Here is a 13,255-nt window from a genome sequence, read left to right as displayed (position 1 = left end):
CTCCTCGCTGGGTGCGGCGCGGGTGGATGCGGCGCGGGTGGATGCGGCTCGCCGCGGCGCGGGCGGCGTCGTCGGGGGCGCCGGAGGGCCTCACGGGCGCCGCCACGAGCGGCCGTCGCGGGCCATCATCTTGTCGGCGGACTCCGGGCCCCAGGTCCCCGAGGCGTACTGCTCCGGCTTGCCCTTGCCCGCCCAGTACGCGGTGACCGGGTCGAGGATCTTCCAGGAGAGCTCGACCTCCTCGCGCGTCGGGAAGAGCGGCGGGTCGCCGAGGAGGACGTCGAGGATGAGGCGCTCGTAGGCCTCGGGGGACGACTCGGTGAACGAGTGGCCGTAGCCGAAGTCCATCGTGACGTCGCGGACCTCCATCGCGGTGCCGGGCACCTTCGCGCCGAACCGGAGGGTGACGCCCTCGTCGGGCTGCACGCGGATGACCAGCGCGTTGTTGCCCAGGTCGGACGTGAGCGACGACTCGAACGGCAGGTGCGGCGCCTTCTTGAAGACGACGGCCACCTCGGTGACGCGGCGGCCCAGGCGCTTGCCCGTGCGCAGGTAGAAGGGCACGCCCGCCCAGCGCCGGTTGTCGATCTCGAGCTTGACCGCGGCGAAGGTCTCGGTCGTGGAGTCGGGGTTGAAGCCCTCCTCCTCGAGGAACCCGACGACCTTCTCGCCGCCCTGCCACCCGGAGGCGTACTGGCCGCGTGCGGTGTGACGCCCGAGGTCGCGGGGGAGCCGCACCGAGGAGAGCGCCTTGATCTTCTCGGCGCGCAGGGCCTCGGCGTCGAAGTTGACCGGCTCCTCCATGGCGACGAGCGCCAGGAGCTGCAGCAGGTGGTTCTGGATCACGTCGCGGGCGGCGCCGATGCCGTCGTAGTAGCTCGCCCGCCCGCCGATGCCGATGTCCTCGGCCATGGTGATCTGCACGTGGTCGACGTAGTTGCTGTTCCACAGCGGCTCGAACATCTGGTTCGCGAACCGTAGGGCGAGGAGGTTCTGGACCGTCTCCTTGCCGAGGTAGTGGTCGATGCGGAACACCGACTCCGGGTCGAAGACCTGGGAGACGACGGCGTCCAGCTCGCGCGCGCTCTCGAGGTCGTGCCCGAAGGGCTTCTCGATGACGACGCGGCGCCACGCGTCCGGGGACGACTTGGAGAGCCCCGACTCGGACAGCTGCCGGCACACGATCGGGAACGCGCTGGGCGGCACGGACAGGTAGAAGGCGTGGTTGCCGCCGGTGCCGCGCTCGGCGTCGAGCTGCTCGACCGTCTGGCGCAGGCGCTCGAACGCCTCGTCGTCGTCGAACGAGCCCTGCACGAAGCGGATGCCCTCGGCGAGCTGGCGCCACGTGGCCTCGCGGAACGGTGTGCGGGCGTGCTCCTTGACCGCGTCGTGCACGACCTGGGCGAAGTCCTCGTCCTCCCAGTCGCGGCGGGCGAAGCCCGTCAGCGCGAAGCCGGGCGGCAGCAGGCCGCGGTTCGCCAGGTCGTAGACGGCGGGCATGAGCTTCTTGCGCGACAGGTCGCCCGTGACCCCGAAGATCACCAGGCCGCTGGGGCCGGCGATGCGGGGGAGCCGCAGGTCGAGGGGGTCGCGCAGGGGGTTGTGCTCGGCGGTGATCTTGGCCGGTCTCACGAGGTGGGCACCGTTCTTCGTCGTGCGGGCGGGAGGTGGTGCGGGCCCGGGGGCGCCGTGGCGCCCCCGGGGTGAGGGCTCAGGCCCCCTGGGCCTTCAGCCCGGCGGACGCGGTGTCCAGGAGCTCGGTCCAGGAGTCCTCGAACTTGCGGACGCCGTCCGTCTCGAGGTGGTCGGTGACCTCGGCGAGGGAGACGCCGAACGACTCGATGGTCTCGATCGTGCGCCGCGCGGCGCCCGCGGTGCCGCGGACCGTGTCGCCCGTGACGACGCCGTGGTCGGCGAACGCCTGCAGGGTCGGCTCGGGCATCGTGTTCACGACGCCGTCCGTGACCAGCTCGGAGACGTACAGGGTGTCCGAGTACTCGGGGTTCTTCACGCCGGTCGACGCCCACAGCGGCCGCTGCGGGTGCGCGCCGGACGCCGCGAGCGACCGCCACTCGTCCGTGCCGACGAACTGCTCGTAGGCCTCGAACGCAAGCCGGGCGTTCGCGACGGCGGCCTGCCCGCGCAGGTCGAGGGCCTCCGGCGTGCCGATCTTCTCCAGCGCGGCGTCCACCGAGGAGTCGACCCGGGAGACGAAGAAGGACGCCACCGACCCGATCGGGCCGAGGTCGATCCCGTCGGCGCGCGCCTGCTCGAGGCCGATCGCGAACGCCTGGAGGACGGAGCGGTAGCGCTCGATCGAGAAGATCAGGGTGACGTTGACGCTGATGCCCTGGGCGAGGGTCCGCGAGATCGCGTCCAGGCCGGGCACGGTCGCCGGGATCTTGATGAAGACGTTCGGGCGGTCGACGGTGCGCCACAGGCGCTCCGCCACGACCACGGTCTTGTCGGCGTCGTACGCGAGGCGGGGGTCGACCTCGATCGACACGCGCCCGTCCACGCCGTCGGTGGCGTCGTAGACCGGGCGCAGCAGGTCGGCGGCGGCGCGCACGTCGTCGGTGGTGATGGTCTCGACGGCGGCGTCCACGTCTCCGTCCGCACCGAGGCGGGCGAGCTCCGCCAGCTGGGCGTCGTAGGCGTCGCCGCTGGACAGCGCCTTGGCGAAGATCGTGGGGTTCGTCGTCACGCCGACGACGCCCCGCTCGGCCACGAGGGCCGCCAGGTTGCCGCTGCGCAGGCGCTCCCGCGACAGGTCGTCGAGCCAGATGGACACCCCGGCGCCGGTCAGGTCGGTGATCGGTGCGGGGACGGTGCTCTGCGTCATCGGACGTCCTTCCAGGTCGGAAGCCCCTGAGCGGGAGGTCTCGACAGGGGCCGGGTGGGGCGCCGGCCGGCGACGCCCCACCCTGGGAATCTACGAGCGCTCAGGCGGCGTCGCCAGCGCCGCGCACGGCGGCGAGCGACTCGCGGGCGGCGGCCGCGACGGCCTCCGCCGTGATCCCGAACTCCCGGTACAGCGTCTGGTAGTCGGCCGACGCGCCGTAGTGCTCGAGCGAGACGCTGCGGCCGGCGTCGCCGACCACGTCGCGCCAGCCCTGCGCGACGCCCGCCTCGACGGACACGCGCGCCTTCACCGCGGAGGGCAGCACGGACTCGCGGTACGCGGCGTCCTGCTTGTCGAACCACTCGCGGCTCGGCATCGACACGACGCGGGCGGCGATCCCCTCGGCGGCGAGCTGCTCGCGCGCCTGGACGGCGAGCTGCACCTCGGAGCCGGTGCCGACGAGGACGACGTCGGGCGTGCCGGTCTCGTCGTTCGTGGCGTCGACCAGCGTGTAGCCGCCCTTGAGCGTGCCCTCGGCGCCGGCGAAGCCGTCGGTGCCGCGCGGGAACGTCGGGACGTTCTGGCGGGTGAGGACGATGCCGGCCGGGTTGGCGGTGTTCTCGAGGATGCCGCGCCAGGCCCACGCGGTCTCGTTCGCGTCGGCGGGGCGCACGACGTCGAGGCCGGGGATGGCGCGCAGCGCCGCGAGGTGCTCGACGGGCTGGTGCGTGGGGCCGTCCTCGCCGAGCCCGATGGAGTCGTGCGTCCACACGAACGTCGTCGGGATCTCCATGAGGGCCGCGAGGCGGACCGAGGCCCGCATGTAGTCGGCGAACTGGAGGAAGGTGCCGCCGTAGGGGCGGGTGAGGCCGTGCAGCACGATGCCGTTGAGGATCGCGCCCATGCCGTGCTCGCGGATGCCGAAGTGCAGGGTGCGCCCGTAGGGGTTGCCCGGGAACTTCTTGGTCGCGTGCTCGACGGGGATGAACGACGGCTCGCCGTCCATCGTGGTGTTGTTCGAGCCGGCGAGGTCTGCGGACCCGCCCCACAGCTCGGGCAGCACGTCCTTGAGCGCGGTGAGGACCTTGCCGGACGCGGCGCGCGTGGCGACGCCCTTCTCGGAGGCCTCGAAGACGGGCAGCTCGTCGGTCCAGCCGGCGGGCAGCTCGTGGGCCACGAGGCGGTCGAGCAGGGCCGCCCGCTCCGGGGCGGCGGTGCGCCACGCGTCGTACGAGCGGTCCCAGGCGGCGCGCTGCTCGGCCTGGCGGGCCGCGACGTCGCGCGTGTACCCGAGCACCTCGTCGTCGACGGCGAAGGTCGCCTCCGGGTCGAGACCGAGGGCGACCTTGAGGCCCGCGACCTCGTCGGCACCCATCGCGGAGCCGTGGATCCCGCCCGTGTTCTGCTTGGTGGGCGACGGCCAGCCGATGATGGTGCGCAGCGCGATGAACGACGGGCGGTCGGTCTCCGCCTTCGCGGCCGCGATGGCCGCGGCGAGCGCGTCGACGTCCTCGGCGTAGCCGGTGCCGCCCTGCGTCCAGTCCACCCGCTGGGTGTGCCAGCCGTAGGCGGCATAGCGCGCGAGGGTGTCCTCGGTGAACGCGATGTCCGTGTCGTCCTCGATGGAGATCTTGTTGTCGTCCCAGATCACCACGAGGTTGCCGAGCTTCTGCGTGCCGGCGAGCGACGACGCCTCGGACGTGACGCCCTCCTGCAGGTCGCCGTCGGAGGCGATGACGTAGACGTGGTGGTCGAACGGCGACTCGCCGGGCGCGGCGTCGGGGTCGAGCAGGCCCCGCTCGCGGCGGGCCGCGAACGCCATGCCGACGGCGGACGCGAGGCCCTGGCCGAGCGGGCCGGTCGTGATCTCGACGCCGGGGGTGTGGCGGTACTCGGGGTGGCCCGGGGTCTGCGAGCCCCAGGTGCGCAGCGCCTCGAGGTCCTCCAGCTCCATGCCGTAGCCGGAGAGGAACAGCTGCAGGTACAGCGTGAGCGAGGAGTGGCCCGCGGAGAGGACGAACCGGTCACGACCGACCCAGTGCGGGTCGGAGGGGTCGTGCCGCATCGTCTTGCCGAACAGCAGGTACGCGGCGGGGGCGAGGGAGATCGCCGTGCCGGGGTGGCCGTTGCCGACCTTCTCGACGGCGTCGGCCGCCAGCGCCTTGATGGTCTTCACCGCGCGGTCGTCGAGCGAGCTCCACTCGAGCGGGGCGACGACGGGGTCGAACGCGTTCACAGATGTGCCTCTTTCCTGCCCGGAGCGAGCCCCGGGTGATTGCTGCTGCTCTGCCGGTACGGGGCGCCGTCGCGTCGGACGCCGCACGGGGTCCTGGGGGCGACGGCGGGGCACGGCGTCGAGGGGCCGACCGGGTGGGCGGCCCGCTGTTCACCGTTGTGCAGCACCACCCTAGCGCCGAGCATTCCCGTCACGCCCGTCCCGGAGCCGTTCGTCCCACCAGTTGAGCGGCGCGCCGTGCGCGCCGGAGGATGTCCGGGGAGATGACGCCGGCGCGGGCATTTCTCACAGCCGGGCGGCCACCGTCCGGGCCGCCGGGTCGCTGACCTCGGCGTACGATGAGGCGGCGACCGTCCCACGTCGCCCGAGCTCCCCGGACCCCCAGCCGAGAACGGACAAGCACGCGCGTGAGCACCACGAGCACCACGACGTCCCACCCCCAGGCGCCGACCCGCGCGGCCGCGCGCGCCGAGCGGGAGCGTGCCGATGCGGACCGGGCGGACCGCCGCGGAGGGAACGCGGAGCAGGGCCGGGGGGCGAGCACGGGATGGCGCGACCGCGTCGGGGCGTACGTCGCGCTGACCAAGCCGCGCATCATCGAGCTGCTGCTGGTCACGACGCTCCCCACCATGATCCTCGCGCAGGGCGGCCTGCCCTCGCTGTGGCTCGTGGTCAAGACGCTCGTCGGCGGGACGCTCGCGGCCGCGTCGGCGAACGTCTTCAACTGCTACCTGGACCGCGACATCGACCAGGTGATGAACCGGACCAAGCGGCGCCCGCTGGCCACGGGGGAGATCACGCCGCGGGCGGCCCTGGTGTTCGCCACGGTGCTCGGCGTCGTGTCGCTGCTGTGGTTCGCCCTGCTGGTCAACGTCCCGGCGGCGTGGCTCACCTTCGCGGCCATCGCGATCTACGTCGTCGGCTACACGATGATCCTCAAGCGGCGCACGCCGCAGAACATCGTGTGGGGCGGGATCGCGGGCTGCATGCCCGTGTTCATCGGTTGGGCCGCCGTCACGGAGTCGCTCAGCTGGGCGGCGGTGGCGCTCTTCGGCGTCATCTTCTTCTGGACGCCGCCGCACTACTGGCCGCTGTCCGTGAAGTTCAAGAAGGACTACGCCAACGCCGGCGTCCCGATGCTCCCGGTCGTCGCGACGGACCGTCGCGTCGCGGTCGAGATGGTCGCGCACACGGTCGCGATGATCGCCTGCTCGCTCGCGCTCATCCCGCTCGCGGGCATGTCGTGGTTCTACTCGGCCGTCGCCGTCGCCTCGGGCGGCTGGTTCCTCTGGCTCGTGATCGCGATGCTGCGCCGCGCCGGCCACCCCGAGCGGGGCAAGCTCGGCGCGATGAAGGTCTTCCACGGCTCGATCACGTACCTCACGGTGCTGTTCATCGCGGTCGCGGTGGACGTCTTCCTGCCGTTCTGACCCTCCCGGTGACGCGGCCCGTCCGGGACGTCGTGGCCCCGGGGCATGATGTTCCGGTGCCCGACACCACGTTCGCCCCGCCCCTCCCGCCCGCGCTGACGGCCGCGCTGCAGGACTACCTGGCGCACCTCGGCGTCGAGCGCGGGCTGTCGGCGAACACGGTCGCGGCCTACCGCCGCGACCTCGGTCGCTACGCGCGCCACCTGCACGCCACGGGTCGCTCCGGGCTCGACGACGTGGGGGAGCGCGACGTCGAGGACTACGTCGTCGTGCTCCGTCAGGGATCGGACGGCGGGGCCCCGCTGTCGCCGTCCTCCACCGCCCGCGCGCTGGCCGCGGTCCGCGGCTGGCACCGGTTCGCGCACGCCGAGGGCGCCACGAGCGCCGACCCCGCGTCGCAGGTGCACGCCCCGAGCGCGCTGCGCCGGCTGCCGCACGCGCTGTCGATCGACGAGGTGGCCCGTCTGCTCGACGCGGCGGGCGCCGGCGACGGCGCGGTGCCGCTGCGCGACCGCGCCCTGCTGGAGCTGCTCTACTCCACCGGCGGGCGCATCAGCGAGGTCGTGGGTCTCGACGTCGACGACGTCGACGGCCTCCTGGACGGCGTGGGCCGCCGCACGGACCCGCCCGACGCGCACGACGACGGGGTGCCGCGCGCCGGGTCCGTGCGCCTGCGGGGCAAGGGCGACAAGGAGCGCGTGGTGCCCGTGGGCTCGTACGCGCGGGCCGCGCTGGAGGCGTACCTGGTGCGCGCCAGGGCGCCCCTCGCGTCGGCGGGACGCGGCACGCCGGCGCTGTTCCTCAACACCCGCGGCGCCCGGCTGTCGCGGCAGAGCGCCTGGTCCGTGCTGCAGGCCGCCGCGGAGCGCGCCGGCCTGACGCAGCACGTGTCGCCGCACACGCTGCGGCACTCGTTCGCCACCCACCTGCTCGCGGGCGGCGCCGACGTCCGCGTGGTGCAGGAGCTGTTGGGACACGCCTCGGTGACGACCACGCAGATCTACACGATGGTGACGCGCGATGCGCTGCGCGAGGTGTACGCCGCGGCGCATCCCCGCGCGCTCGGCTGAACCCCCGTCAGCACGCCCGCCGCGGCCCGCCCGCCGGAACGACGGCGCGCCCGGCGTGCCGCCCGGACCCCGGCAGGCCCTGGGGTAGCGTGACGCAGGTGAGCGAGGGACTCGGGAGCGACACCATGACGCAGACGACCACGAGCGACGCCTCACCGGCCGCGGCCACCGCGACCAGCCCCGCGCCGGGCAGTCCGGCCGGCGGGCTCGAGGAACCGCGTACCGACGTCGTCGGGCGGCCGCTGCCCGACTTCCGCGACCCGGCGCCGCTGGCGTCCCACGGGCCCGCGCGCATCGTCGCGATGTGCAACCAGAAGGGCGGCGTCGGCAAGACCACGACCACGATCAACCTGGGCGCCGCGCTGGCCGAGTACGGCCGCCGCGTCCTGCTCGTCGACTTCGACCCGCAGGGCGCCGCCTCGGTGGGCGTCGGCGTCAGCCCGCACGACCTCGACCTCAGCGTCTACAACCTGCTCATGGAGCGCGACGTCAGCTTCACCGACGTGCTGCAGCCCACGAACATCGAGGGCATGGACGTGCTGCCCGCGAACATCGACCTCTCGGCCGCGGAGGTCCAGCTCGTCGGCGAGGTGGCCCGCGAGTCGGTCCTCGCCCGTGCGCTGCGCCCGGCCCTGGACGACTACGACGTGATCCTCGTGGACTGCCAGCCGTCGCTGGGCCTGCTCACGGTCAACGCCCTCACCGCGGCGCACGGCGTGCTCATCCCGCTGGAGTGCGAGTTCTTCGCGCTGCGCGGCGTGGCCCTGCTCGTGGAGACGATCGAGAAGGTGCGCGACCGGCTCAACCCGGCCCTGGAGATCGACGGCATCCTGCCGACCATGTACGACTCGCGCACCCTGCACTCGCGGGAGGTCGTGGCGCGCGTGCACGAGGCGTTCGGCGACACGCTGCTGCACACGGTCATCGGACGCACGGTGAAGTTCCCGGACGCGTCCGTGGCGGCCGAGCCGATCACCAACTACGCCCCGACCCACGCCGGCGCCGCCGCGTACCGGCAGCTCGCGCGGGAGCTCGTCGCCCGTGGTGACGCTGCCTGACCTCGCCCCGGAGCAGGGGGAGGCGGTCGACGCCGTCGACGGCTCCGACGCCCGGCCGGGGTTCGAGGTGCACCTCGACAACTTCACGGGCCCGTTCGACCTGCTGCTGTCGCTGATCGCGAAGCACGAGCTGGACGTCACCGAGGTGGCGCTCGCGGCCGTGACCGACGAGTTCGTCGCGCACATCCGCGCGGCCGAGGCCGCGTCGCGCGAGGCGACGGCTCGCGGCGAGGAGCACCCGTCGTGGGACCTCGGGACGGCGAGCGAGTTCCTCGTCGTCGCGGCCACCCTGCTCGACCTCAAGGCCGCTCGGCTGCTGCCCGGCGTGGTCGAGGAGGACGCCGAGGACCTGGAGCTGCTCGAGGCCCGCGACCTGCTGTTCGCCCGGCTGCTCCAGTACCGCGCGTACAAGGAGGTCTCCGGCCTCCTCGCCGAGCGGCTGGAGACCGAGGGGCGCCGCGTGCCACGGTCCGTCCCGCTCGAGCCGCACCTCGTGGCGCTGCTGCCGGAGCTGGTGTGGACCCTCGACGGCGCGTGTCTCGCCGAGCTGGCGGCCAAGGCGCTGGAGCCGAAACCCCCGCCGGTCGTCGGGCTGGACCATCTCCACGCCCCCGCCGTGAGCGTGCGGGAGCAGGCGGGCGTGATCGCGCGCCGGCTGCGGCGCGAGCACGTCGCGACCTTCCGCGCGCTCGTCGCGGGGGAGGAGCGGCTCGTGGCCGTCGCGAGGTTCCTCGCCCTGCTGGAGCTGTTCCGCTCCGGCCGGGTGGCGTTCGAGCAGGCCACGGCGCTGGGTGAGCTCACCGTGCGGTGGACCGCGGGCGCCGGAGGCGACCGCGACGACGAGGACGACGAGGACGACGACGGCGAGCTCGCGGCGGGCTTCGAGGAGTTCGACGGGACGCCCGGGCAGGACGAGGGGACCGGCGCACCCGCCGCAGGCGGCGCCGGCGTGACGGAGGTCGTGGCATGACGCAGCAGACGGACGAGCAGGCCGAGGCCGTCGGGCCGGCGGCCGAGGCCGAGCGGACGGCCGAGGTCGAGGTGGACGTCGACGACCTGCCGGGCGGGCTGGCGGCGGCGCTGGAGGCCGTGCTCATGGTCGCGGAGTCCCCGGTGCCGGTCGAGCGGCTCGCGGCGGGCGTCGCGCGACCGGTGCCGGTGGTCGCCGGGGCGCTCGAGGAGCTGGCCGCGGAGTACCGGGGCGAGACGGGCGGGCGCCCGCGCGGCTTCGAGCTGCGCCAGGGGGCCGAGGGATGGCGCGTGTACTCCGCGCGGGCACAGGCCGACGTCGTGGGCGCCTTCGTCCTCGAGGGGCAGTCGTCCCGGCTCAGCCAGGCGGCGCTGGAGACCCTCGCCGTGATCGCGTACCGCCAGCCCGTGACCCGCGGGCAGGTCTCGGCGGTGCGCGGGGTGAGCGTGGACGGCGTGGTGCGCACGCTGCTGGCCCGCGGCCTGATCGCGGAGACGGGCCAGGACCCGATGACGGGGGCCGTGCTGTTCGGCACGACGGGCGAGTTCCTCGACCGGATGGGCTGGTCGTCGCTCGAGGAGCTGCCGCCCCTGGCGCCGCACCTGCCGGACGTGGGGGAGGCGATCGCCCTGGACCCGTCCTCGGCCCTGCGTCGCGGGCTGGCGGAGGACGGGCCCGACGCCTGAGGATCAGGCGTCCGCGGCTGTCAGGCGACCGTCGCGTCGACCGTGACGTCGACGTTGCCCCGCGTGGCGTTGGAGTACGGGCAGACCTGGTGCGCGGCGGCGACGAGGGCGTCCGCGGTGGCCTGGTCGACGCCGCCGAGCTCGGCGTGCAGCGCGACCGTCAGCGCGAAGCCGCCCTCGGGCGTCGGGTGCAGGGAGACCTCGGCCACGACCGCGGAGTCGCTCACGGTGGCCCGCTCGCGCCGCGCGACGAGCTTCAGCGCGGAATGGAAGCACGCGGCGTACCCCGCGGCGAAGAGCTGCTCGGGGTTCGTGGCGCCGCCGGCGCCGCCCATCTCCTTCGGGATCGCGAGGTCGACGTCGAGGAGCCCGTCGTCGGAGCGGGACCGCCCGTCCCGTCCCTCGCCGGTCGCGGTGGCGACCGCCGTGTAGATCGCGCTCATGGTGTGTCCTCTCGGTAGAGTTACTAGTTCGTCTACTAGATCATGCGGCGACCGTCGCCGCAAGCAAGGGCCCGGTGCCGGGCCGGACGTGAGAGGTTGGGCAGATGGAGACCAGCGCGCCGGAGGAGACGGCCACCGGACCGGCCGGGCGGGCGAGCGGGCACGGCCGCGGGCGGGTGCGCGAGCGGATCGTCGAGGCGGGGAGCGGGCTCTTCTACGCGGAGGGCATCCGTGCCGTGAGCGCGGACAAGGTCATCGCCGCGGCCGGCGTGTCGAAGGTCACCTTCTACCGGCACTTCCCGACGAAGGACGACCTGGTCGTCGCCTACCTCGGGGAGCTCGCGGCCGCCGAGCGCGAGCGGCTGGAGGAGATCCGGTCGCAGCACGCGGGCGACGCGGCCGGGGCCCTCGCGGCGCTCGCCGGGGCGCTCGGCGAGGTGGCGCGGGGCGACCGGTTCCGCGGCTGCGCGTTCGTCAACGCCGGGGCCGAGTTCGCCGACCCCGCACACCCCGTCCGGCGCGCGGTCGCCGACCATCGCGCCTGGTACGCGGCCTTCCTCGCCGCCGTCGCCCGCGACGGCGGCGCCGACGACCCCGCGGCCGCGGCCGCCGAGCTGATGATGCTCCGCGACGGGGCGATGGTGTGCGGGGACGTGGACGACGCGGGCGTCGTGGCGCCGCGCCTCGCCGCGGGCTTCGCCGCGGTCCTGGCCGCCCACCGGGGGTGACCGCCCGGGCGTCGGGCGGCAGTCGTGCAGGTGTGTCGAGCAGGTGTGTCGAGCAGGTTCGGGGGGACCTGAGAGAATCGAGCACCATGAGCACCGAACGCCGCGGCGGGAGCCGCCGCACCAGCCGTCCGCAGGGCCCCGCTGCGCAGCGCCCCCGCAAGGCCGCACCCCGTCGCCCCGCACCGCGCTCGGGCGAGCCCGACCGTGACGTCCACGTCGCCGACGGCGTCCGCCTGCAGAAGGTGCTCGCCCAGGCGGGCCTGGGCTCGCGCCGCAAGTGCGAGGAGCTCATCGCCGAGGGCCACGTCGAGGTGGACGGCGTCCTCGTCACGGAGCTCGGCGTGCGCGTCGACCCCGCCACCGCCGCCGTGCACGTGGACGGCATGCGCGTGCAGCTCGACACCTCGAAGATCACCCTCGCGCTGAACAAGCCGCTCGGCGTGGTCTCCACGATGAGCGACCCCGAGGGCCGCCCCACGCTCGCCGACCTGGTCAAGGACCGGTCGGAGCGGTTGTTTCACGTCGGCCGGCTCGACGCCGACAGCGAGGGCCTGCTGCTCCTCACGAACGACGGCGAGCTCGCGAACCGGCTCGCGCACCCCCGGTACGAGATCCGCAAGACGTACCTCGTCACCGTGACGGGCGGCGAGTTCTACCCCCGCCACGCGAAGCAGCTCACCGACGGCGTCGAGCTCGAGGACGGCCTCGCGCGCGCCGACAAGGTCCGCGTGGTGGACTCGGTGCCCGGCGAGACCATGATCGAGGTGGTGCTGCACGAGGGCCGCAACCGGATCGTGCGGCGCATGCTCGAGGCCGTCGGCTTCCCGGTGACGCGCCTGGTGCGGACCCGGATCGGCCCCATCGCCCTCGGCGACCTGCGAGTCGGGCGCTCGCGGGTGCTCGGGCGCACCGAGCTCGGCACCCTCATGCGCGACGTCGACATGTGACGCCGTCGCACCACCGACCCGCGTCGACCCAGCAGTCCCAGCAGTCCCAGCAGTCCCAGCAGCACCCGTAGTCCCGCAGTCCCGCGCGGCAGAACCGCGCGACAACAGAAGGTGAGCACACGTGGTCGTCATCGCCGTCGACGGTCCCTCCGGGTCCGGCAAGTCCAGCGTCTCCAAGGCGGTGGCGGCCCGGCTGGGGCTCGCCTACCTCGACACCGGGGCGATGTACCGGGCCGCGACGCTGTGGTGCGTCGACGGCGGCACGGACCTCGCCGACCAGGCCGCGGTGGCCGACGCCGTGCGCGCCATGCCGCTCGAGATGGGCGTCGACCCGGCGGCCCCGACGGTGCACCTCGGCGGTCGCGACGTCGCCGCGGCGATCCGCACCACCGAGGTCTCCACCGCCGTCTCGCAGGTGGCCACCAACCTCGAGGTGCGCGCCGAGCTCCGACGCCGGCAGCGCGCCGTCATCGAGACCGAGGGCGCGCCGGGCGGCTTCTCGGGCGGCAAGGGCATCGTCGCTGAGGGGCGCGACATCACGACCGTGGTCGCGCCCGACGCCGACGCCCGCGTGCTCCTGACCGCCAGCGAGGAGGCGCGCCTGCGCCGCCGCTCCCTCGAGGTGCACGGCGCGGCCGACGAGTCGGCCGTCGAGGCGACGCGCGACCAGGTGCTGCGCCGCGACCGCGACGACTCCACCGTCAGCCAGTTCCAGGTCGCCGCCGACGGCGTCGTCACCGTCGACTCCTCCGACCTCGACTTCGACCAGACGGTCGACGCCGTGCTCGCTGTCGTCGCGCAGGTCACCGCCTGACGCGCCGCCGCGACGGATGCGCGACGCCGCG

General features: G+C 74.1%; 12 protein-coding genes. 8 read left to right on the top strand and 4 right to left on the bottom strand.

What is annotated here, in order from left to right; all coding sequences use genetic code 11:
* Positions 1-90 precede the first annotated feature (90 nt).
* The 3 genes from zwf to tkt all read right to left on the bottom strand — a co-directional run bounded on the left by zwf (position 91) and on the right by tkt (position 5,078).
* Positions 91-1,632 carry a glucose-6-phosphate dehydrogenase gene (zwf, locus tag ACFQ8E_RS18270; protein ID WP_429763413.1) on the bottom strand — a complete coding sequence of 514 codons (1,542 nt, stop codon included), beginning with the start codon at positions 1,630-1,632 and terminating at the stop codon, positions 91-93.
* Between the two features lie 79 nt (positions 1,633-1,711).
* Complete coding sequence (gene tal, locus ACFQ8E_RS18265; protein WP_430551987.1) at positions 1,712-2,842, bottom strand: transaldolase; 1,131 nt, start codon at positions 2,840-2,842, stop codon at positions 1,712-1,714.
* Between the two features lie 100 nt (positions 2,843-2,942).
* Positions 2,943-5,078 (bottom strand): transketolase, encoded by a 2,136-nt coding sequence (gene tkt / locus ACFQ8E_RS18260; RefSeq protein WP_430551986.1) that lies wholly within the window; start codon positions 5,076-5,078, stop codon positions 2,943-2,945.
* 407 nt (positions 5,079-5,485) lie between these two features.
* On the opposite strand from tkt, the gene ACFQ8E_RS18255 reads away from it, so the two are divergent.
* From ACFQ8E_RS18255 to ACFQ8E_RS18235, 5 genes are all read left to right on the top strand, one after another.
* Positions 5,486-6,508, top strand: a complete 1,023-nt coding sequence (locus ACFQ8E_RS18255) for a heme o synthase (RefSeq protein WP_430551985.1) — start codon at positions 5,486-5,488, stop codon at positions 6,506-6,508.
* Between the two features lie 56 nt (positions 6,509-6,564).
* The gene (locus ACFQ8E_RS18250; protein WP_430551984.1) at positions 6,565-7,578 is read left to right on the top strand and encodes a site-specific tyrosine recombinase XerD; all 1,014 of its coding nucleotides are present in this window, start codon (positions 6,565-6,567) and stop codon (positions 7,576-7,578) included.
* Positions 7,579-7,667: 89 nt separating this feature from the next.
* A complete protein-coding gene (locus ACFQ8E_RS18245) occupies positions 7,668-8,636 on the top strand; it encodes a ParA family protein (protein WP_429729163.1) in 969 nt (322 codons plus the stop codon).
* Positions 8,629-9,606 carry a segregation and condensation protein A gene (locus ACFQ8E_RS18240; RefSeq protein WP_430552020.1) on the top strand — a complete coding sequence of 326 codons (978 nt, stop codon included), beginning with the start codon at positions 8,629-8,631 and terminating at the stop codon, positions 9,604-9,606. The genes ACFQ8E_RS18245 and ACFQ8E_RS18240 overlap by 8 nt, the downstream gene beginning before the upstream one ends.
* Positions 9,603-10,292 carry an SMC-Scp complex subunit ScpB gene (locus ACFQ8E_RS18235; protein ID WP_430551983.1) on the top strand — a complete coding sequence of 230 codons (690 nt, stop codon included), beginning with the start codon at positions 9,603-9,605 and terminating at the stop codon, positions 10,290-10,292. Before ACFQ8E_RS18240 ends, ACFQ8E_RS18235 begins: the two co-directional genes overlap by 4 nt.
* Positions 10,293-10,312: 20 nt before the next feature.
* Here the strand turns inward: ACFQ8E_RS18235 and ACFQ8E_RS18230 are convergent, their stop codons facing one another.
* The gene (locus ACFQ8E_RS18230) at positions 10,313-10,735 is read right to left on the bottom strand and encodes an organic hydroperoxide resistance protein (RefSeq protein ID WP_430551982.1); all 423 of its coding nucleotides are present in this window, start codon (positions 10,733-10,735) and stop codon (positions 10,313-10,315) included.
* Between the two features lie 104 nt (positions 10,736-10,839).
* On the opposite strand from ACFQ8E_RS18230, the gene ACFQ8E_RS18225 reads away from it, so the two are divergent.
* The 3 genes from ACFQ8E_RS18225 to cmk all read left to right on the top strand — a co-directional run bounded on the left by ACFQ8E_RS18225 (position 10,840) and on the right by cmk (position 13,224).
* The gene (locus tag ACFQ8E_RS18225) at positions 10,840-11,463 is read left to right on the top strand and encodes a TetR/AcrR family transcriptional regulator (protein WP_430551981.1); all 624 of its coding nucleotides are present in this window, start codon (positions 10,840-10,842) and stop codon (positions 11,461-11,463) included.
* Positions 11,464-11,549: 86 nt separating this feature from the next.
* The gene (locus tag ACFQ8E_RS18220) at positions 11,550-12,410 is read left to right on the top strand and encodes a pseudouridine synthase (protein WP_430551980.1); all 861 of its coding nucleotides are present in this window, start codon (positions 11,550-11,552) and stop codon (positions 12,408-12,410) included.
* Between the two features lie 121 nt (positions 12,411-12,531).
* The gene (gene cmk / locus ACFQ8E_RS18215) at positions 12,532-13,224 is read left to right on the top strand and encodes a (d)CMP kinase (RefSeq protein ID WP_430551979.1); all 693 of its coding nucleotides are present in this window, start codon (positions 12,532-12,534) and stop codon (positions 13,222-13,224) included.
* The last annotated feature ends 31 nt before the right edge of the window (positions 13,225-13,255 follow it).

Source organism: Isoptericola sp. NPDC056573 (genome assembly GCF_042793335.1).
Lineage (GTDB): Bacteria > Actinomycetota > Actinomycetes > Actinomycetales > Cellulomonadaceae > Isoptericola.
This window is presented reverse-complemented; position numbering and strand designations above follow the sequence as displayed.

What these genes read in the sequence shown, in the direction of transcription:
- ACFQ8E_RS18235 (WP_430551983.1), top strand. Translation starts at nt 9,603, where the DNA reads ATGACGCAGCAGACGGACGAGCAGGCCGAGGCCGTCGGGCCGGCGGCC.
- ACFQ8E_RS18230 (WP_430551982.1), bottom strand. Translation starts at nt 10,735, where the DNA reads ATGAGCGCGATCTACACGGCGGTCGCCACCGCGACCGGCGAGGGACGG.
- ACFQ8E_RS18225 (WP_430551981.1), top strand. Translation starts at nt 10,840, where the DNA reads ATGGAGACCAGCGCGCCGGAGGAGACGGCCACCGGACCGGCCGGGCGG.
- tal (WP_430551987.1), bottom strand. Translation starts at nt 2,842, where the DNA reads ATGACGCAGAGCACCGTCCCCGCACCGATCACCGACCTGACCGGCGCC.
- ACFQ8E_RS18220 (WP_430551980.1), top strand. Translation starts at nt 11,550, where the DNA reads ATGAGCACCGAACGCCGCGGCGGGAGCCGCCGCACCAGCCGTCCGCAG.